Genomic DNA, 20,643 nt, shown 5'->3' with positions numbered 1-20,643 from the left:
CTTATGAATTCAATAAAAAGTTAATAATTAATATGATTCCCACAGCCAATGACATCATGAGCATATAAGTTTCTACATTTCCGTTTTGAAGGCGTTTAAAAGATTTTCCGGAACCTTCTGCCCACGAGGCAATAAAATCAACGATACGATCGAGGACTGATTTATCAAACATAGATGCTGCTTTTCCCATTCCTTCAACAGGTTTTATAATCATAGCATTGTAGATTTCATCAATTTTTAACTTTTGAGCAGAAAGCCTTTCCCAACCGGTATATTTTTTTTCCGGTAATGCCATTTTCTTTTTATTGACGTACAAGCGCCTTAGCATAATCCAGACAATCAGGAACATCAGTAGCGTTAAGGAGAGTAAAATCATTTCTGTGGTCATACTAATTTCTGGCCGTTCAACAGGCGAAATAATGACGGCATGAAGCCAATGGGCCAATTGTTGAGCATGTTCATGCGCAATAAAATGCGGAAGGTTAATACAACCGCCAATTACGGAAAGAATAGCAAGGATAACCAAGGGTAAAGTCATACTCAGCGGGCTTTCATGGAGATGATGTTCTTGTTCTTTGCTACCTCTAAATTCACCAAAGAATGTTAGGTATAGCAGGCGAAACATATAGCAAGCGGTCATCGTGGCGCTCACAAAAGTGAAAAACCATACAGCTGGGCTTTTAATAAAAGCGGCGGTTAAAATCTCATCTTTGGAGATCATGCCCGAGAGAAAAGGGAAACCTGTAATGGCAAGCGTGCCGATTAAAAAAGTCCAGTAAGTGAGAGGGATTTTTTTTCTTAATCCTCCCATATGTCGCATATCCTGCTCTCCTCCCATAGCGTGAATCACCGAACCCGAACCTAAGAACAATAAGGCTTTAAAAAAAGCATGTGTCATCAGGTGAAACATTGCTGTGGTATAAGCACCAGCACCTAAGGCGATAAACATAAAACCTAATTGAGATACTGTAGAATAAGCCAATACCTTTTTAATATCGTTTTGTCTTAAAGCGATAAAAGAGGCAACCAAAGCGGTGAGCAGACCCACATACATAATGAATTCCATCGTATTGGGGGCTAGGGTAAACAAAAAATTAGAGCGCACCACCAAGTAAATACCAGCTGTAACCATTGTGGCAGCATGGATTAAAGCAGACACAGGGGTAGGGCCCGCCATGGCATCCGGCAGCCAGGTAAACAAGGGAATTTGTGCCGATTTTCCCATCGCTCCTATAAATAAGGAAGTGGTGATAAAAATAATGGCTATACCGTTATATTCAAACTTAGGCGCGTGCTGAGCAATACTCAAGTAGTCGACAGCATGTACTTCATATGCGATGGCAAAAATACCTATGAGTAGAGCAAGGTCTCCGATACGGTTCATAATGAAAGCTTTGCGTGCCGCTTTTCCATATTCGACATTGCTATACCAGAAGCCTATTAATAAGTAAGAACATACACCTACACCTTCCCAGCCTATGAAGAGGATTAAATAATTGCTTCCCATGACCAATAAAAGCATGGAGAATACAAATAAGTTGAGATAAGTAAAAAATTTGTAAAAACCTGTATCTTGCCACATATACCCAATCGAATACAGGTGTATTAATGAGCCAATTCCCGTGATAATTAAAATCATCATCAAGGAGAGCTGGTCTATTTGTAATGAAAAGTTAACTGCCACTCCATGAATCTCAAACCACTTATAAAGGGAGATTATTCTGATGGGAGTTTGTGCCGTATAATCGGAAAAAATGTAAAGAGCTAAGATAAAAGAGGCCAACACCATTAAGGTTGCTAATCCACCTACTAATACTTTAGGTAAATGCTTTCCGAATAAGCCATTAATTAAAAATCCTATTAATGGTAAAATAAGTAGAGCTATAATCAAATTATCAATCTGCATTTTTATCCTTTTAATTTATTAAACATGCTGACATCTACGGAGCGGGTATTTCTATACATCATGGTTAATATGGCCAAGCCTACAGCGACTTCCGCAGCGGCAACCACCATAATAAAAAATACCAGTACTTGAGCATGTCCGTCTCCTTTATAGGCTGAAAAAGCTGCCAAAAGTAAATTTACAGAGTTTAGCATAAGCTCTACACAGCCAAGAATGATGATGGCATTTTTGCGTATTAATACGCCTAAAACGCCGAGACTGAATAATATACTACACAAGATAATGTAGTGTTCTATCGGGACAGCCTGTAACATTGAATTCGTTACTTCTTCCATTTTATATATCTTTTTTACCAATTAATACTGCACTGATGATAGAGGCCAGAATAAGTACACTGGCTAATTCAAAAGGAAGTACATATTCTTTAAATAATAGTTTTCCTAGGTTTTGGGTAAGTCCTACTCCCTGATCAGAAGTGGGGAGCAGTGCACTGCCCTGTACGCCTCTGTAGGCTCCTAATAATCCAGTTAGTAGAAGTCCTGCCGAAAGAATTCCTATGAACTTCATATAGCCTTTTTTATAAGATTCGTCTTTTGATTTAAGGTTCAGCATCATCAGAATATATAAGAAGAGAACCATGATCGCCCCGGCATATACAATGATTTGAACAATACCTAAAAACTGTGCGTTGAGCAGGATATACATTCCCGCAATAGAAAAAAATGTGATAATCAGGGATAGAATGCTATAGAGCGGATTTTTGGCAAAAACCATGTAAATGGCGCTGACTAAAGCTAACAGTGCTACAAAATAAAAAATATACTGTTCCATTATTCTGGTTGTTTATAAGATTTTTTTTGACGATCGGAAATATCGATACGCTGATCCATATCTTCCACTAATTTGTCTTTTCCATAGACAAAGGAACCGCGGTTGGTTTCTGTATTTACAAGTCTGTCTGTTAGGTATATAGCCGATTTAGGGCAGGCTTCTTCACAAAGACCACAAAAAATGCATCTGAGCATATCGATTTCGTATTTGGAAGCATATTTCTCTTCGCGGTATAGGTGTTTTTCTTCCTTAGTCCTCTCTGCGGCGGTCATGGTGATGGCTTCAGCAGGGCAGGCTACGGCACAAAGTCCGCAGGCCGTACACCTTTCTCTTCCTTCATCATCTCTTTTGAGCACATGCTGGCCACGCCATACTTTTGCAAAAACCCTTTTCTCTTCAGGATAACTGATGGTCTTGTTTTTTTGAAAGGCATGCTTTAGTGTAATCCCCATGCCCTTGACTATGGCGGGGATATAAATTTTTTCGGCTAAAGTCATCTCTTTTTTGGAGACTACTTTTGATCTATTCGTTAGTTTCATCCGATTTTTTTTTGGCAGATGTTTAATTAGTTTACAAAAAGCAAAATGGCACCGGTTATCAATAAATTAATTAAGGCAATCGGGATAAATGATTTCCAGCCTAGGTGCATTAATTGATCGTAACGGAATCTTGGTAAGGTCCATCTTATCCACATAAAGATGAAGACGAAGATGAAGGCTTTTAACAAGAAGGCGATAATGCTGAGCACTCCAGCGATGTTTTCTCCCCAGTTTTCGCCTACCCATTGAATACCGGGGTAATTGTATCCTCCAAAGAATAAAGTAGCGATTAGAGCAGAGGAAATAAACATATTAACATATTCTGCGAATAAAAAAAGTCCGAATTTCATAGAGGAGTACTCGGTGTGGAACCCGTTGATGAGTTCAGACTCACATTCCGCTAAATCAAAAGGCGCGCGGTTGCACTCTGCCAAAGAACATACGAAGAAAATAAGAAAAGCGACGGGTTGAAAAAGTATATTCCATTGCATTCCGCCCCATCCCGATTGATTTTCCGTAATTACACGAAGATCCAGAGAGCCGTTCATTAAAATAATGGATAAAAGGGCCAGCCCCATCCCCAATTCATAAGAAATCATCTGAGAGGAAGCCCGTATAGCAGAAATAAGTGAAAATTTATTATTAGAAGCCCAACCTCCAATCATAATAGAATATACACTTGTAGACGCCATTCCGATAAGAAAAAGTACCCCCACATCAATGGAAGCTACTTGTACGGGTAGAGATTCTCCTGCGATGTTCAAAGATTTTCCCCAGGGTATAACTGCTCCTGTGACTAAGGATATGAACATTAGGATACCAGGTGCCAGTATAAATAGAAATTTTTCAGCGTTCTTAGGCATAAACTCCTCTTTAAAGAAAAGTTTCCCTCCATCGGCTAAGGGTTGGAAGATTCCAAAAGGTCCTGCTCGGTTGGGACCTATCCTATCCTGCATAATTGCAGCTACTTTGCGCTCTGCCCACGTAGAATAGGCGGCAACGGCAATGTATAAAACAAATAGAACAAGGATAAGTATAGTGGTAAAAAGAATATTTGTCATGATTGTTTTTCGTGGTTGCTATCGATTTCTGTTACACTTTCTGTCTCTATGCGCTTATACGAATTTTGTAAACTTCCGTATTTATTGGTGGAGATTACGGAATGACGGTCGATATGTCTTGGTCCTTCAATATTCCAATACTTAAGCTCTTTTCTTTCAAAACGGCAATCGTTACAAATGAAATCCTCCACTTCTCCATAGATATCTTTTCGTGCCGTAATCCGCAGAATTTCGTCTCCCTTCATCCACAGTACAGCTTTTCCATTACATTTTTCACATTTACAAGTCGCATTGATCGGCTTGGTATACCATACACGGCTTGCAAAGCGAAAAGTTCTATCGGTAAGGGCGCCTACAGGGCATACGTCGATAACATTTCCGATGAAATCGTTATTCAAGGCTTTATTCAGATAGGTGGATATCTCCGCATGATCGCCTCTGAAGAGAATGCCATGTTCCCTCTCGGGGGTTAACTGATCGGCTAATAGAACACAACGTGCACATAAGATACACCGGTTCATATTCAACTTAATATAAGGACCTATATCATCCGCATCGAAAGTTCTTCTTTCGAATTCTGTACGGGTTTGTTGAAGTCCGTTTTCGTAGCTTAAATCCTGAAGGTGGCATTCGCCGGCTTGATCGCAGACTGGACAGTCCAACGGATGATTAATTAATAAAAATTCTGTTACAGCATGTCTTGCTTCTTGGGTTTTTGGAGAAGTTAAATTTTTAACCTCCATGCCATCCATTACCGTTGTACGGCAGCTGGCTACTAATTTTGGCATAGGGCGAGGGTCTGCTTCGGATCCTTTGGAGACTTCTACAAGACAAGTCCTACAACGGCCACCGCTTTTTTCCAGTTTGCTGTGATAGCACATAGCGGGTGGAACAGATTTTCCACCGATTTTTCTGGCTGCTTCTAAAATAGTAGTGCCCGGAGCAACTTCGGCGGACTGACCGTCGATGGTGATTTTAAATTTTTTAATTTCTTCGCTCATATTTCTTCGCTTTAAGCTGTAAGCGTTTTTATTTTGATTTTTTTGTCTGAAAAATATACCCAATTCCAAAGTTGACTTGTCCAAAAACAAAATCTTGAAAAGCTTTGTCGGGTTTATTATTCAATGTTGTTTTGATATCCGGCATATTGATATAACCGAACTTGGCTTCTAATCTAGCCATTAAATGATTCCAGAAGATCATATTGATACTGGTTCTAGCATCCAGTCCAAAGCCGGCTAAGTGAAATCTATCGCTTCTTGCATTTCCAAAAAGTTTCACATTACTCTTGGGTAACAGCACGCCCGCACCTGCACCATAGGACCAGAGCAGATCTATTTTTTTGTATTGGAGCAGGGTTTTATACTCTTCCAGTCCCAAATTGATATAGTTGAGCCCATCGGTATGCTCAAAGCTTAGGAACTGTTCATCTGTCAGATCAACCTGTCCATTTTTCACCATATTCGCATATTTAGGATCTGAAATATGACCTGAAAAGCCCACTTTTTGGTCCTGATCCATGACATATTTTAGGTGATCCAATCCCAAAACTAAAGCGACATGATCTTTAACAAAATAGGCAATTCTTGCATTGGTTTGAGGTATGGTTAAACGGCTTGGATCCAGATAATTATGAAATGAGATATCCGATTGTCTATCGTGAGCCACTACATTTTTCAACATAAAGTTGTAATCAGCGCCTTTAAAGCGAATATCCGAATTGCTATAGGCAGCCCTGTTCCAGCCCCAATACGCAAATATCGCTCCCTTTCGGGTGAGGTTTTTATTTTCAATAGAAGTTTTTGCTTCTAGAGGATATAGCGTTTGGCTGTAGCTCCAATTGCTCAGGGTAGAGAAAAGGGAAAGTAATATTAATTTCTTCATGGTAAATTCAGCATTTTAGTTAGTCTATTTCAGCTACCGCTGTTAAGGGTGTGGCATAATGGGCCAGACCGTAGTTTTGTGTTAAGCAAAGTTCGGGATTTTTCACATGCCATTCAAATTCATCCCTAAAATGCCTGATGGCTGCAGCGACAGGCCATGCAGCAGCATCGCCGAGTGGGCAAATAGTGTTTCCTTCAATTTTACGTTGAATATCCCAAAGTAAGTCAATATCTTCAAAGCTACCCTGTCCATTTTCAATTTTCTGTAGGATGCGGTACATCCAGCCAGTACCTTCTCGGCAAGGCGTACACTGACCACAGCTCTCATGGTTGTAAAATCTGGCCAAGGTAAGGGTGTGTTTTACCACACACTGGTCTTCATCCAGGACGATAAATCCTCCAGATCCCATCATAGTCCCTGTGGCAAATCCTCCATCGGCTAAACTTTCGTAGTTCATATAACGGGTTTCCCCATTGACGGTTTTTAATAAAAGATTTGCAGGCACAATAGGCACCGAAGATCCCCCCGGAATACAAGCTTTAAGTTTTTTGCCATTGGCAATACCCCCACAATATTCATCGGAGTATATAAATTCTTCGACACTAATGGTCATATCAATTTCATAAACCCCCGGCTTATTGATATTACCACAGGCGGAAATTAGTTTTGTTCCTGTAGAGCGTCCTACACCTATTTTGGCATATTCTGCACCTGTTATATTTATAATGGGAACCACAGCAGCAATAGATTCTACATTGTTAACTACGGTCGGTCTTTCCCAAAGTCCTTTTACAGCAGGGAATGGTGGTTTTAATCGAGGATTTCCGCGCTTACCTTCCAAAGATTCTAATAGGGCAGTTTCTTCTCCGCATATATAGGCGCCGGCTCCTCTATGTACATAGATTTCCAGATCAAAGCCTGTTCCTAAAATATTTTTGCCTAAGAATCCCGCTTGTTTTGCTTCTTCAATCGCTTGTTCTAATATATCAGGAATCCAGGAATATTCTCCCCGGATATAAATATAGGAGGTGTTAGAGCCTAAACAGAAAGAAGAAATGATCATCCCTTCTATTAAAAGGTGAGGAATGAATTCCATTAAGTAACGGTCTTTAAAAGTCCCCGGTTCCGATTCATCAGCGTTTACGACTAAATGTCTGGGAATACCTTCTGGTTTGGCTAAGAAACTCCACTTCAGTCCCGTAGGAAAACCAGCACCACCACGGCCTCTAAGTCCAGAGGTTTTTATTTCTTCCAGAATCTCATCAGGCGTCATTTTTAAGGCCTTTTCTACGGCTTCGTAACCTCCGTGTTTTCGGTAGGTTTCGAAGTAGCGAATCCCTTCGATATGAGCGTTCTTCAGTAAAAGTTTTTTACTCATTTTATTGTGTTTAATCTAAGGCAATGGCTCCCTGACGGCAAAGTTCAAGAATTTCATCTACCTTTTCTTTTGTTAAATTTTCGTGATAAAATTTTCCTAACTGCATCATGGGCGCATAACCACAGGCCCCCAGACACTCTGCAGGTTTTAAAGTAAACAGACCATCTGAGCTCGTTTCTCCATCTTTTATATTCAATGTCTTTCGGAGATGATCCAGGATATCATCGCTTCCTTTCAGCATACAAGGTCCCGTTCTGCATACTTCCAATACGTATTTGCCTACTGGTTTCATATTGAACATGGTGTAGAATGTAGCCACTTCATATACTTCTATAGGTTTTATATTTAGTAGTTCCGCAACATAATCCATTACAGGAACATCCAGCCAGCCGTTAAATTCCTTTTGAGCCATGTGCAATACGGGAATAAGAGCTGATTTACGTCTGTCCTCAGGATACCTGGCGATAATTTTGTTAACCTGTTCTATAGTCTCAGGTTTAAAAGCAATTGTTTCGCTCATAATACGTGGTATTATTGTACAAAGTACAACTTACTAATGATTTTATTTATTGTCTAAATCCTAAGAGTTGCCATCACATCTCCTAGAATGATTTATCTTATGCATCTAATTCTCCTGCGATCACATTAAGGCTGCTTAGGGTAACAACGGCGTCCGAAATTAAGGAACCTCGAATCATCTCAGGGTAAGCTTGATAATAAATGAAGCAAGGCCTTCTGAAGTGGAGCCTATAAGGGGTTCTGCCTCCGTCGCTCATCAAATAGAAACCAAGCTCTCCATTGCCGCCTTCTACTGCATGGTAAACTTCGCCAGAAGGAATGTCTTGTTCTCCCATTACGATTTTAAAGTGATAAATCAAGGCTTCCATCTTGGTATAAACGTCGGCTTTTTCAGGGAGATAAAAATCTGGTACATCTGCATGATAAGATCCTTCTGGAAGGTTTTTATAAGCATTTGTAATCAATTTATAGCTTTCCATAATTTCCACCTGACGCACCATAAATCTATCATAAGTGTCCCCTGCAGTTCCTACGGGTACGATGAAGTCGAAATCGCTATAAGAAGAGTAAGGCTGTGCCACTCGAACGTCGTAATCTACCCCTGCTGCTCGTAAGTTAGGTCCTGTAAAACTATAATTTAGCGCTCTTTCTGCACTGATGGGGCCTGTACCAATGGTACGATCCATAAAAATTCTATTTCTTTCCATCAACCTTTGGAATTCACCAAATTTCTGCGGGAACGTTTTAATAAAATCTTTAAGTAATTCATGGAACTTAGGACTTAGGTCTCTTTCAAATCCTCCTATTCTTCCCATGTTAGTGGTCATTCTGGCGCCACAAATTTGCTCGTAAATATCGTATATCTGTTCTCTGATCTGGAATACATAAGTGAAGCCTGTTAAAGCGCCGGTATCTACACCGATAACAGAATTACATACCAGGTGGTCCGCAATTCTGGCAAGTTCCATCATAATGATCCGCATATAATCTACGCGCTTAGGGACTTCACAGCCGATTAATTTTTCAACTGTCATGTGCCATCCAAAATTATTGATAGGTGCCGAGCAGTAGTTTAATCTGTCGGTTAAGGTGGTGATTTGTGCGTAGGGCCTTCTTTCCGCAATTTTTTCAAAAGCTCTGTGTATGTAGCCCACTGTTTGTTCTGAATGGAGAATTCTTTCTCCGTCCATGGTCAGTACGTTCTGAAAAATACCGTGTGTTGCTGGGTGAGTGGGGCCCAGATTTAGGGTATAGAGCTGTTGATCGATTTGCTCTTTTTCCTCGTATTGACCAAGTATATTTGATAAGTTGTTATCTTTCATAATTAGAGGTCCTGTTTGAGATTTGATATTTGAGATTTTTTTAAACATCAAATATCAAATATCTAATTTCAAATTTTATCTCCCGAACATTGCATCGTTTTTATCGGTACGGCTACCGTCCTCCAAACGATATTCTTTAAGCATGGGGTGATAGCCTAAATCTTCCATATTGAGAATTGGGCGCATATCCGGATGGCCTTTAAACTTGATTCCATAAAAATCAAAAGTCTCTCTTTCCATCCAATTAGCTCCGGAGTAAAGGTTTGTAATGCTTTCTAGTTCAGCATTTTTTTTAGGAATAAAGGCTTTTAATCTTAGCCTGAAATTATTGATTAAACTGTGTAAGTGGTAAATTACCCCGAATTCCTTTTCCTTGTCATCAGGGTAATGAATACCACAAATGTCTGTTAGAAAAATGAACTCATAAGAAGACTCCTTCAAATAGTGAATTACTTTTTTTATTTCCTCTTTTTTTAATTCAATCGTCAATAATCCGTGAGGGGTGGACGAATCTACTACAGCTTCCGGAAACTCTCTTGAAATGGCTTCGAGTACTAATTCATTGGTCAGCTCCATAGGACTATTTAATATTATAAGATTCTAATAATTCGCTATACTCGGGTGATTCCCGTCTTCTAAGATTTTCAGTTTTGGCGATTTCCTGTACTTGCATAAACCCTTCCAAAATTTGTTCAGGTCGAGGGGGACATCCCGGTACGTATACATCTACAGGAATCACTTTGTCAATTCCTTGCAAAACCGAATAAGTATCGAATATTCCTCCACTGGAAGCACATGCTCCTACAGCGATTACCCAACGGGGTTCCGCCATTTGACTATATACGGTTTTTAAAATAGGCGCTAGCTTTTTAGCAATAGTTCCGCATACTAATAATACATCTGCTTGGCGGGGTGAAAAGACCATGCGCTCTGCCCCAAAGCGGGCCAGGTCATAGGTAGGGCTCATCATCGCCATAAACTCAATTCCACAACATGAAGTAGCAAAAGGAAGAGGCCATAGAGAATTGGCCCTAGCCATACCGATCAGGTTTTCTAATTTTGTTGCGAAAAAACCCTCTCCGGCATGACCGGGAGGTGGAGTGTCTAACATTTTAACTTCTTTTGACATCTCTTTTTTGTTTTTTTTAATCTTTAGGTTAAAGATTTGTTATTTATCCCAATCCAATGCGCCCCTTTTCAGAACATAAAAAAATGCAATGAAAAAGATCGCTACAAACGTTACAATCGCCATAAAGCCCTCTACCCCAAAATGTTTGAAGTTAACAGCATAAGGATAAAAGAAAACAATTTCTATATCAAATAGAACAAAAAGAATAGCAGTGAGAAAATATTTTACAGAGAAAGGCGTTCTTGCATCTCCTACAGACTTATAACCACTTTCAAAAACTTCTTCTTTTACTTTTCCTTTTACTTTAGGCCCCAACAAGCTGGAAGATATGATTGTAACTATCACAAAACCAATGGATACTGCCGCTTGAATTAGTATAGGGATATAATTTTCTGGCACACTCATTATATATCATATTACTAACATGCAATAATACTAAAAATATGCCTAAAATAGAAATTACAAAGACATTGTTTCATGTTGATTATGAGTTAGAAAGATAATTTAGAATGGTTAAAAATAAACTATTTTTTACCTCTTATTTTCTTTAAAATTATAAAAGCAATGTAAGCGATATATAAGAACAGAAAACTGGAAAAAATAAGATTGATTAAATCATTGGTTTGCTCGTTCTGAATCCTGAAAAATTGATTGTAAATGAAGAAGACGGCAATAAGAAAAGCGTATATAATAAGCTGTTTTTTCATAAGTTAGGCGTTGACGATTAGAGTTCTTTTGAGTAGGTTCTTCTTCGTTTATGGTTTACGGGATTGTAATCTTGCCATAAAAGTTGGATCTGGGTGTTTTCTTCAAGTTCTGGATTGGTTTCTAGGAATTTAATGCCTCTTTTTTTGAAGGTGTTGTAGATCTCTTTGAAAATAATAGCAGTAACGCCTCTGCGTTGGTAATCGGGGTGGATGCCGATGAGGTAGAAATTAGCTCTATCCGTTTTTTTTCCGGCTTGTAGCAAATGCCACCATCCGAATGGAAATAGCTTGCCTTTAGATTTCTGTAAAGCCTCTGAATAAGAAGGCATGGTGATGGCGAAAGCGATGAGCTTTTGTTGGGAGTCTGTAATACAGATGATGAAATCTTTATTAATCAATCCAAAATATTTTTTCTTATACATCTGGATCTGTTGGTTTGTAATAGGAGTGTAAGTGGAGAGGTTCTTATAAGTTTCATCCAGAAGCTTAAACATGGGTTCTACTAGAGGTAGTATATCTTTTTTATTTTTAAAATCCACTACCTTAAGTTTGTATTTCTGTTTAATTAAATCATTGAATTTTAATACCTTGTCGCTTAAGGTATCGGGGAAGGTAATTTCAAATTCTATCCATTCTTTTTCTTTAATAAGGCCAAGTTGCTCAAGGTGTTGAGGGTAGTATTCAAAATTGTAAATCCCTATCATAGTGGCCAGTTTGTCAAACCCCATAGTTAGCATGCCGGCTTTATCTAAATTGGTTAGGCCCATAGGTCCTTCTATCTTATGAATTCCCTTTAGTTGTGCGTATTCTATAGCTTTATTGATCAGAGCTTGAGAGACCCTAATATCATTAATGAAATCCAACCATCCGAAGCGTACTTTATGAATGTTTAGTTCTTGGGCTTCTTTATGGTTAATCATAAGGGCGATTCTCCCCACGATGCGGTTATTTTGATAAGCCATGTATAGCTCTGCTTCGCTGTATTCTAGTGCAGGATTCTCCTTAGGATTCCATATTTGTTTTTCATCCTGAATGAAAGAAGGTACATAATAGGGATTGTCTTTATAGAGACTCATCGGAAAATTAATAAAATCTATAAGCATTTTATTATTAGTCACTTTTTTGAGGGTAATTTCCGACATGTTATTTATTTTTTTTGCAAATATAAACAATTGTAATTTTTTTGTAATTTTTGGCATGGTTTTTCCTGCATATATAAAGTAATTTTTATACAGAAATGTACTGAGATGGTGAATTATTATTATTTGTTATTGTTGCTCATATTTTTGATTAGTGTAATCGTGCAAAATAAGTTGAAATCTAAGTTTGATTATTATGCTGGGCTTAGGTTGCGAAATAGCATGTCGGGCAAAGAGATCGCTGAAAAAATGCTTATGGATAATAATATTAAAGATGTAGAGGTAATATCCGTTCCGGGGCAATTAACCGATCACTACGACCCCGTAAGTAAAACGGTGAATCTTTCTGAAGCGGTGTATATGCAAAGAAATGCGGCTGCGGCAGCGGTAGCAGCTCATGAATGCGGGCATGCTATTCAACATGCAGTGGGGTATTCTATGTTGAGACTCAGATCTAAATTGGTGCCTGTTGTTAATTTTAGTTCCAAATTGCTTCAGTTTGTTTTGTTTGCCGGAATTATGTTGATGGCGCTAAGCGGTAGTAAGACCTTATTGGCGGTAGGCGTAATGCTGTTTGCCGTTACCACTGTTTTTGCTTTTGTGACTTTACCGGTGGAATATGACGCGAGTAATAGGGCATTGCAATGGCTTGAGAAAAGTGGTACGGTAAGTGTAGAAGAAAAGGCAGCGGCGCAAGATTCTTTAAAATGGGCGGCTAGAACTTATGTGGTAGCTGCTTTAGGATCTCTAGCCCAACTTGTATATTTTGCCTCCATGTTGTATGGAGATAAGAGAGATTGATAAACACTAAAACTAAATTATTATATCTATCTATGGGGTGAAATTGATCTTTCACCCCCTTTGTTTTATAGGAAATTAAAGAATAAAATAGCATCTTTGCGCTTATGAAATATAAGATTTTATCACCATGGTTGCTATTGGTTTTATTTTTGATTTTTAGTGTTTTAGCTTTTGGGGTTCATTTTGTATTAGAGACAAGGGGAGTGGGCGTCTCTTATAGGTTGCATTTTTTGTTTTTTTTCCTCCATTTTATAAGCCTGTCCAGTATAATAGGGATTAGTTGTTTTAAACAAGATCTGATCGCTTCTATATATCTTAGCTTCCTTTTAGTAAAAATGGGGGCAGTGGTTTTTCTGGTTTATCACTTTCCTGTTATAAAGCAACATCTTGTATTATACTTTGGCTTTTATTGGTATTACTTACTTTTAGAAACAGCTATGGTTGTGGCTTTGATTAAAATACAGGATAAAAGTCATGTAAAGAAATAAACTCAAGAAGCTTTGAAATCTCATTAAAATCCTTATTTTTGCAAAAAAATTAGAGTTCCGGTATGAATGTAAAGAAAATCCTTTATTTGATTACGTTTTTAGTCGCAGGGTTTGTATTTGCTTCTTCTGTAGAGGAGCAGCCAAAGTCTGATAAGTATAACCCTGTTCCTGATATCATGCATCATATATCGGATTCGCATTCCTGGCATTTTTGGGGAGAAGGAGAAAACGCTGTAAGTATTTCTCTTCCGGTGATATTGTGGGATAATGGACTTCATATATTTTCTTCTGCAAAGTTTGGTGCACATGAAGATCAGGTGGCTAAAATTGGGGAGAATTATTATAAAATTCACCATAATAAAATCTACAAAACGGATCAGGCCGGTACCTTGGATGTGCAGGATGGAGAGTTAGGGCATAAAATGCCTTTGGATTTCTCTATCACAAAGGTGGTTGCTCAGATGTTATTAGCAGCCCTTATTATGATTTTATTGGCTTTTGCTACTAAAGCTAGCTATAAGAAATCTGAAATCCCTTCCGGAGTGGCTAAGTTTATAGAGCCTTTGATTGTTTTTGTTAGAGATGATATTGCTTTACAAAATATAGGTTCTGTAAAATACAAAAGATTTGTGCCTTACTTGGTGACGCTTTTTCTGTTTTTATGGTTAATGAATATTCTGGGATTGCTTCCGGGTTCTGCAAATGTTACGGGTAATATTGCTTTCACCATGGTATTGGCTGTATTGACCTTTTTAATTGTTAATATTAATGGTAGAAAGACGTACTGGTCGCATATCTTAGATCCTCTGGGTAATAATATGCCATGGGTAGGTAAGATTTTGGTATATATTATCTTGGTGCCTGTGGAGATTTTAGGAATGTTTACCAAACCTATAGCATTGATGATTCGTCTTTTTGCGAACATGACGGCGGGGCATATTGTCATTCTGAGTTTGGTTTCATTGATCTTTATTATGCAATCTTATGCAGTGGCACCTGTGTCTGTAGCCTTGACCCTATTTATTAATGTTTTGGAGGTTTTAGTAGCGGCTTTGCAGGCGTATATATTTACCCTATTAACTGCCCTGTTTATTGGTATGGCAGTGGAGGAACCCCATCATGCACATTAATTGAGATATAAATTATAAAAAAAAACAACCATTTTAAATATAAAATTATGACAGGTAGTATCGCAGCAATTGGAGCTGGTTTAGCAGTTCTTGGCGTTGGATTAGGTATTGGTAAAATTGGAGGTCATGCAATGGACGCTATTGCAAGACAGCCAGAGCAATCAGGAAAAATCCAGACTGCAATGATTATCGCAGCAGCTCTTATTGAGGGTGCTGGTCTATTTGGTATCGTAGTAGCAATGCTTGGAAACCAATAGTCAAAATTAGAAATTCTGTAAACGTTTGGTTTACAGAATTTCTATTAATCTTATTTAAAATCTTAAACTGAATAATATAAAAATATTATAAATGGATTTATTAACTCCTTCAATTGGTAACATATTTTGGACCACTCTTGTTTTTTTAATTTTAGTGATTCTTTTAGGTAAGTTTGCTTGGAAGCCTATTCTTTCAGCCGTTAATACTAGAGAGACCAATATTATAGATGCCCTTAATCAGGTGAAGTTAGCAAAGGCTGAAATGCAGCATTTAAAGGCGGATAATGAGAGAATTATACGTGAGGCTAAACTAGAAAGAGAAGCGATCCTTAAGGAAGCCCGACAAATTAAAGACAGAATTGTAGGCGAAGCTAAAGATGTAGCAAAAGCTGAAAGTGATAAAATAATTGAACAAGCGAGACAAACTATTCTCTCAGAGAAAAATGCAGCTATGTCGGCTATTAAAACTCAGGTGGGAGAACTTTCCCTCACTATTGCGGAGTCTATACTTCGACAAAAATTGGAGGGACATGATGCTCAAAATCAGCTGGTAGAAAATATTCTTAATCAATCTAACTTAAACTAAGTCAGATGCGGAGAACATCTAAAGTAGCGAAGAGATACGCAAAAGGTTTGTTGGTATTTACGCAGGAAGTTCAGAATACAGCTTCTGTTTTCGGTGAAATGAAAGATCTTGTTAAAATTCTGGAGGCTTCAAAAGAGCTCAATGCGTTTTTTAATAGCCCTTTTATAGAAGCAAAAAAGAAAATAAGCGTTACAGAGAATATTTTTTCAACATTCTCTCCAACCAGTCGCAATATTATAGCTTTAGCGATTAGAAGTGGTAGAGAAGATCAGCTTAAAGCTATTGCACAAGAATATATTAATAGCGTGGAGGACCTGAATGGTATACAAAGGATTTCTTTGACTACGGCTATACAGCTCTCGCCAAAAAATATTGATCGGATATTAAAAAACTCTTCATTGGTTAATCATGATAAGACCATTGATATGCAAATCAGTGTTAAACCTGATATCTTGGGAGGATATATCCTAAGAGTGGGGGATTTGCAGGTAGATGATTCCGTAAGAACGAAGTTGTCTAACATTAGAAAAAAAATTGAACTTAACTAAGATAATCAGACCAAAATGGCAGAAATAAATCCGGCAGAAGTATCTGCAATTTTAAAACAACAATTGGCAAACTTTGATACTCAAAGCGATGTTCAGGAAGTAGGAACCGTACTTCAAATCGGTGACGGTATTGCGCGTGTTTACGGTTTGGAAAACGTACAATATGGTGAACTTGTTCGATTTGAAAGTGGGGTTGAGGGAATGGTGCTTAACTTGGAAGAAGATAATGTGGGTGTAGCGCTTTTGGGGCAATCTAAAGCTGTAAAAGAAGGAGATACCGTTAAGAGGACCAACACCATTGCTTCTATTAAAGTTGGAGAAGGTTTATTAGGTCGTGTAGTGGATACTCTAGGTAATCCTATAGATGGTAAAGGTGCCATATCAGGTGATTTATATGAAATGCCTTTGGAGAGAAAAGCTCCGGGTGTTATTTTCCGTCAGCCGGTAACAGAACCTCTACAGACGGGTATTGTGGCAATAGACTCCATGATTCCTATTGGAAGAGGTCAGAGAGAGCTTATTATCGGTGACCGCCAAACAGGTAAAACTACGGTAGCCATTGATACGATCCTCAATCAAAAAGAATTTTATGATGCAGGTCAGCCTGTATTTTGTATATATGTGGCAGTAGGCCAAAAAGGATCTACAGTAGCACAAATTGTAAAAACCTTAGAAAATAAGGGAGCTATGGCTTATACTGTGGTGGTGACTGCAAATGCATCGGATCCTTCTCCAATGCAGGTATATGCGCCATTAGCGGGGGCTGCAATTGGAGAGTACTTTAGAGATACTGGACGTCCAGCATTGATTATTTACGATGACCTTTCTAAACAAGCTGTAGCTTATCGTGAGCTTTCTCTTCTTTTAAGAAGACCTCCGGGACGTGAAGCTTATCCAGGGGATGTTTTCTATCTTCACTCCAGATTACTCGAAAGAGCTGCAAAAATCATTGGTGATGATGAAGTAGCTGGACAAATGAACGATTTACCAGAGAGCCTGAAGCCTTTGGTAAAAGGAGGAGGATCTTTAACAGCCCTTCCTATTATTGAAACGCAAGCAGGAGACGTTTCGGCGTATATTCCTACCAATGTAATTTCTATTACCGACGGGCAGATTTTCTTGGAGTCCGACTTATTTAACTCTGGTGTACGTCCGGCCATTAACGTGGGGATTTCTGTATCTCGTGTAGGTGGGAATGCACAGATAAAATCTATGAAGAAGGTTTCAGGAACCCTAAAACTGGATCAGGCTCAGTATAAAGAATTAGAGGCTTTTGCCAAATTCGGTTCCGATTTAGATGCTGCCACTTTAGCGGTCATCTCCAAGGGAGAAAGAAATGTAGAGGTATTAAAACAAGGTGTTAACTCTCCACTGCCTGTAGAGGAGCAAATCGCCATGATTTATGCCGGTACGGAGAATCTAATGAGAAAAGTCCCTATTACCAAGGTGAAAAGCTTTTTGAGAGATTATGTAGATTTTCTAAAAGCAAAACATGCCGATACGTTGGCGGCATTAAAGGCCGGAAAATATGATGATAACCTCACTTCTATATTGAAGCAGGTGGCTGAAGATATTGTGGCGAAATACAACTAAAATATGCAATGTTCGGGGTTAAAAAAGCAACCCTGAACTTTAAACTTTGAACTCGAAGAATGGCAAACTTAAAAGAAATACGAGGAAGGATTTCATCCATTTCATCTACCATGCAAATTACCAGTGCAATGAAAATGGTTTCGGCTGCGAAACTAAAAAAGGCACAGGATGCGGTTGTGATGCTTCGCCCTTACTCCGAAAAACTTCAGGAAATAATAGAAAATGTAAGTAGTACGTTTGATAAGGAGAAATTATCGATGTATGCTCAGCGAAGAGAAGTTAAAAGAGTTTTGTTTCTGGCGATTACTTCTAACAGAGGTTTAGCGGGAGCATTCAATTCTTCTGTTATTAAAGAAATCAGTGCACAGTACCAGCAGCATGTGGGTTTAGATATTGAAGTCTTAACCATAGGTAAAAAAGCATTTGATGCATTTAAGTCAACTAAGAAAATTTATGATAATCATAGTGATATCTACGATTCTTTGACATTTGAAAGCGTTGCACATGTGGTAGAAAATGTGATGCGAGATTTCCGCCAGGGTTTTTTTGATGAAGTGTATCTGGTATACAATAAGTTTATTAATGCAGCTACACAAGAGGTGCAAACCGAAAAACTTCTTCCTATTGCAATGCCGAAAAAAAAGAATAGCAATAGAATTGAAACCGATTATATCTTTGAGCCTAATCGTAAAGAAATATTGGATACCCTTATTCCGAAATCTATTAAAACTCAGGTATACAAAGCAATATTGGACTCTATCGCTTCTGAACATGGAGCAAGAATGACCGCCATGCATAAAGCTACCGATAATGCTCAGGCCTTGAAGAGTGATTTGGTCATCTTCTATAATAAAGCGCGGCAGGCGGCTATAACCAATGAGATATTGGAAATTGTATCTGGAGCCGAAGCTTTAAAAAATAGTTAGACATAAAGTTCAAAAGATAAAAGAAGCATTTACCCACAAGGGTAAATGCTTCTTTTATTTTACAGACCTGATACAAGAATAATACTCCCTATTGTTTAGGCGAGATAAAGTCTAAAGCAATAAAATGATGATGGATAGAGGAAAATAAGTCAAGGAGTCGACAAATTCAAAGTCTATATTAAAAAAAAGTATATCTTTGCAAGAGATTATATTATTAACATAATTAAATGGACCCCGATAGTTTTGTCAAACTTCTAATTGCCCTTTTTCTAGTATTACTAAATGGCTTCTTTGTAGCCGCAGAATTTTCAATCGTTAAAGTAAGATATTCACAAATCCAAATAAAAGCTGCAGAAGGCAATATATTGGCTAAGAAAGCAGAGTCTATTATTAAGCATATGGATGCCTATCTATCCGCGACACAGTTAGGGATAACCCTCGCCAGTTTGGCTTTAGGATGGGTAGGGGAAAGTGCACTACATCATGTATTTCAGGATTTATTCTACCGTTTAGGTATTGAGATCCCAGATTCCTCTATTACCACCATTTCTGTGGTATCGAGTTTTCTCATTATTACCATGATGCATATCGTCTTTGGAGAGCTGGTTCCTAAATCTATAGCCATACGCAAATCCGAATCGACCACTTTCTTTGTCGCTTATCCCATGATTTTGTTCTACAATGTATTTAAACCTTTTATATGGTTGATGAATTCTTTTTCCAATGCTTTTTTAAGACTCATTAAGATTCATCCAGCCACTGAGAACGAAATTCACTCTACCGAAGAGTTACAACTTTTAGTCAAACAAAGTGCAGATAGTGGAGAGATCGAGGAAGAAAATTACGAAATCATTAAAAACGCTTTTGATTTTACAGATCATAGTGCCAAACAGATTATGGTCCCTCGGCAGAATATTTTTTCTATTAATATCGCGGAAGATAAGAAGAAAATTGTAGAAAAAATGTTGGATAGCGGCTATTCCAGAATTCCTGTTTATAACGAATCCATCGATAATATTATCGGTATTTTTTATACCAAAGAATTTATTCGGGAATATATTAAAAATTTTGATCAATGGGAGGATTTTGATATTCAGACCCTTTTACATGAACCTATGTTTGTAGTGGGAAGCAAGAAAATATCCGATCTTTTAAAGATTTTTCAAGCGAAAAAACAGCATTTGGCTATTGTTATCGATGAGTTTGGAGGTACCGAGGGAATTATCTCTTTAGAAGATATACTAGAAGAACTGGTAGGAGAGATCCAGGATGAAGAAGATGAAGAGGAAAAAGTAGTAGAAAAAGTAGGTGAAAATATTTATTGGATTCAGGCTTCCCAGCCTTTAGAAGAGATTAATGAGTATCTTCCTGTCGGTTTGCCCGAAAATCCTGAACAATATAATACATTAGCAGGTTTTATTCTGCACGAGTTGAGCGATATACCAGAAGAGAATCAGGAGTTTGATCTAAACGCATATCACTTTAAGATTCTGAAAATGCAGAATCGTGGTGTAGAATTGGTAGAGATGGTATTTCAACAATATGTAATCGAAGAAGGTTTAAAAGATGAAATGGGAGAAGTTTGATTCGCTGAGTTACGACGATCCAAAACGAGAGTATGAAGAGGACGTAGAAGTGATGGATCAGCTAGATGACGTATACAAATTAGTTCTTTACAACGATAATTTCAATACCTTCGATTTTGTAATCGAATGTTTGATTGAAATCTGTAAGCATACCCTGGAGCAAGCCGAGCAGTGTACTTTATTGGTTCACTATAAGGGGAAATGTACTGTAAAAACAGGGAGTATGGATTTGTTAAAACCCATGCATAAAAAATTAATATCCAGAGGGCTTACTTCTGAGATCGTTTAAAAAAGGTCAGCATAAACTGACCTT

The 20,643-nt window shown here is 38.2% G+C and carries 23 protein-coding genes; 9 read left to right on the top strand and 14 right to left on the bottom strand.

What is annotated here, in order from left to right; translation table 11 throughout:
* Position 1 precedes the first annotated feature (1 nt).
* The 14 genes from nuoL to GNY06_RS07140 all read right to left on the bottom strand — a co-directional run bounded on the left by nuoL (position 2) and on the right by GNY06_RS07140 (position 12,418).
* Positions 2–1,900 carry an NADH-quinone oxidoreductase subunit L gene (gene nuoL / locus GNY06_RS07210; protein ID WP_166519485.1) on the bottom strand — a complete coding sequence of 633 codons (1,899 nt, stop codon included), beginning with the start codon at positions 1,898–1,900 and terminating at the stop codon, positions 2–4.
* A gap of 8 nt (positions 1,901–1,908) precedes the next feature.
* Entirely contained in the window at positions 1,909–2,241 is a 333-nt protein-coding gene (gene nuoK, locus GNY06_RS07205; protein ID WP_166519443.1) for an NADH-quinone oxidoreductase subunit NuoK, read from the bottom strand.
* 1 nt (position 2,242) lies between these two features.
* On the bottom strand, positions 2,243–2,737 hold the full coding sequence (locus GNY06_RS07200) for an NADH-quinone oxidoreductase subunit J family protein (protein WP_166519442.1): 495 nt from the start codon (positions 2,735–2,737) through the stop codon (positions 2,243–2,245).
* A complete protein-coding gene (locus tag GNY06_RS07195; protein WP_166519441.1) occupies positions 2,737–3,276 on the bottom strand; it encodes a NuoI/complex I 23 kDa subunit family protein in 540 nt (179 codons plus the stop codon). Before GNY06_RS07195 ends, GNY06_RS07200 begins: the two co-directional genes overlap by 1 nt.
* Positions 3,277–3,302: 26 nt before the next feature.
* Positions 3,303–4,337 (bottom strand): NADH-quinone oxidoreductase subunit NuoH, encoded by a 1,035-nt coding sequence (gene nuoH, locus GNY06_RS07190; RefSeq protein WP_166519440.1) that lies wholly within the window; start codon positions 4,335–4,337, stop codon positions 3,303–3,305.
* Positions 4,334–5,338: a 2Fe-2S iron-sulfur cluster-binding protein gene (locus GNY06_RS07185; RefSeq protein WP_166519439.1), complete on the bottom strand. Its 1,005-nt coding sequence runs from the start codon at positions 5,336–5,338 to the stop codon at positions 4,334–4,336. The genes nuoH and GNY06_RS07185 overlap by 4 nt, the downstream gene beginning before the upstream one ends.
* Before the next feature lie 28 nt (positions 5,339–5,366).
* The gene (locus GNY06_RS07180; RefSeq protein ID WP_166519438.1) at positions 5,367–6,221 is read right to left on the bottom strand and encodes a hypothetical protein; all 855 of its coding nucleotides are present in this window, start codon (positions 6,219–6,221) and stop codon (positions 5,367–5,369) included.
* A 19-nt stretch (positions 6,222–6,240) separates the two neighbouring features.
* Positions 6,241–7,599 (bottom strand): NADH-quinone oxidoreductase subunit NuoF, encoded by a 1,359-nt coding sequence (gene nuoF, locus GNY06_RS07175; RefSeq protein WP_166519437.1) that lies wholly within the window; start codon positions 7,597–7,599, stop codon positions 6,241–6,243.
* Between the two features lie 10 nt (positions 7,600–7,609).
* Complete coding sequence (locus tag GNY06_RS07170) at positions 7,610–8,119, bottom strand: NADH-quinone oxidoreductase subunit NuoE family protein (protein WP_166519436.1); 510 nt, start codon at positions 8,117–8,119, stop codon at positions 7,610–7,612.
* A gap of 97 nt (positions 8,120–8,216) precedes the next feature.
* A complete protein-coding gene (locus GNY06_RS07165; RefSeq protein ID WP_166519435.1) occupies positions 8,217–9,440 on the bottom strand; it encodes an NADH-quinone oxidoreductase subunit D in 1,224 nt (407 codons plus the stop codon).
* Between the two features lie 75 nt (positions 9,441–9,515).
* Entirely contained in the window at positions 9,516–10,016 is a 501-nt protein-coding gene (locus tag GNY06_RS07160) for an NADH-quinone oxidoreductase subunit C (protein WP_176589993.1), read from the bottom strand.
* A gap of 4 nt (positions 10,017–10,020) precedes the next feature.
* Complete coding sequence (locus GNY06_RS07155) at positions 10,021–10,569, bottom strand: NADH-quinone oxidoreductase subunit B (protein WP_166519434.1); 549 nt, start codon at positions 10,567–10,569, stop codon at positions 10,021–10,023.
* Between the two features lie 39 nt (positions 10,570–10,608).
* Complete coding sequence (locus GNY06_RS07150) at positions 10,609–10,974, bottom strand: NADH-quinone oxidoreductase subunit A (RefSeq protein WP_166519433.1); 366 nt, start codon at positions 10,972–10,974, stop codon at positions 10,609–10,611.
* Positions 10,975–11,293: 319 nt separating this feature from the next.
* Complete coding sequence (locus GNY06_RS07140; RefSeq protein WP_166519431.1) at positions 11,294–12,418, bottom strand: GNAT family N-acetyltransferase; 1,125 nt, start codon at positions 12,416–12,418, stop codon at positions 11,294–11,296.
* 105 nt (positions 12,419–12,523) lie between these two features.
* On the opposite strand from GNY06_RS07140, the gene GNY06_RS07135 reads away from it, so the two are divergent.
* The 9 genes from GNY06_RS07135 (at position 12,524) to GNY06_RS07095 (ending at position 20,619) form a co-directional block, all read left to right on the top strand.
* Positions 12,524–13,216, top strand: a complete 693-nt coding sequence (locus GNY06_RS07135; RefSeq protein ID WP_166519430.1) for a zinc metallopeptidase — start codon at positions 12,524–12,526, stop codon at positions 13,214–13,216.
* Between the two features lie 550 nt (positions 13,217–13,766).
* Positions 13,767–14,834: a F0F1 ATP synthase subunit A gene (gene atpB / locus GNY06_RS07130; protein ID WP_166519429.1), complete on the top strand. Its 1,068-nt coding sequence runs from the start codon at positions 13,767–13,769 to the stop codon at positions 14,832–14,834.
* 47 nt (positions 14,835–14,881) lie between these two features.
* The gene (gene atpE, locus GNY06_RS07125; protein WP_166519428.1) at positions 14,882–15,091 is read left to right on the top strand and encodes an ATP synthase F0 subunit C; all 210 of its coding nucleotides are present in this window, start codon (positions 14,882–14,884) and stop codon (positions 15,089–15,091) included.
* Positions 15,092–15,182: 91 nt separating this feature from the next.
* A complete protein-coding gene (gene atpF / locus GNY06_RS07120; protein WP_166519427.1) occupies positions 15,183–15,677 on the top strand; it encodes a F0F1 ATP synthase subunit B in 495 nt (164 codons plus the stop codon).
* Between the two features lie 5 nt (positions 15,678–15,682).
* Positions 15,683–16,225, top strand: a complete 543-nt coding sequence (atpH, locus tag GNY06_RS07115; RefSeq protein ID WP_166519426.1) for an ATP synthase F1 subunit delta — start codon at positions 15,683–15,685, stop codon at positions 16,223–16,225.
* Between the two features lie 15 nt (positions 16,226–16,240).
* Positions 16,241–17,818, top strand: coding sequence for a F0F1 ATP synthase subunit alpha (atpA, locus tag GNY06_RS07110; protein WP_166519425.1), 1,578 nt, complete (start codon positions 16,241–16,243; stop codon positions 17,816–17,818).
* A gap of 59 nt (positions 17,819–17,877) precedes the next feature.
* A complete protein-coding gene (gene atpG, locus GNY06_RS07105) occupies positions 17,878–18,744 on the top strand; it encodes an ATP synthase F1 subunit gamma (protein WP_166519424.1) in 867 nt (288 codons plus the stop codon).
* Between the two features lie 227 nt (positions 18,745–18,971).
* Positions 18,972–20,330: a hemolysin family protein gene (locus GNY06_RS07100; protein ID WP_166519423.1), complete on the top strand. Its 1,359-nt coding sequence runs from the start codon at positions 18,972–18,974 to the stop codon at positions 20,328–20,330.
* Complete coding sequence (locus tag GNY06_RS07095; protein ID WP_166519422.1) at positions 20,311–20,619, top strand: ATP-dependent Clp protease adaptor ClpS; 309 nt, start codon at positions 20,311–20,313, stop codon at positions 20,617–20,619. The genes GNY06_RS07100 and GNY06_RS07095 overlap by 20 nt, the downstream gene beginning before the upstream one ends.
* Positions 20,620–20,643 lie beyond the last annotated feature (24 nt).

Source organism: Elizabethkingia argenteiflava (assembly GCF_009904105.1).
In the GTDB taxonomy this organism is placed as follows: domain Bacteria; phylum Bacteroidota; class Bacteroidia; order Flavobacteriales; family Weeksellaceae; genus Elizabethkingia; species Elizabethkingia argenteiflava.
Note: the sequence above shows the minus strand (reverse complement) of the source record. Positions and strands in the feature narration are given on the sequence as shown.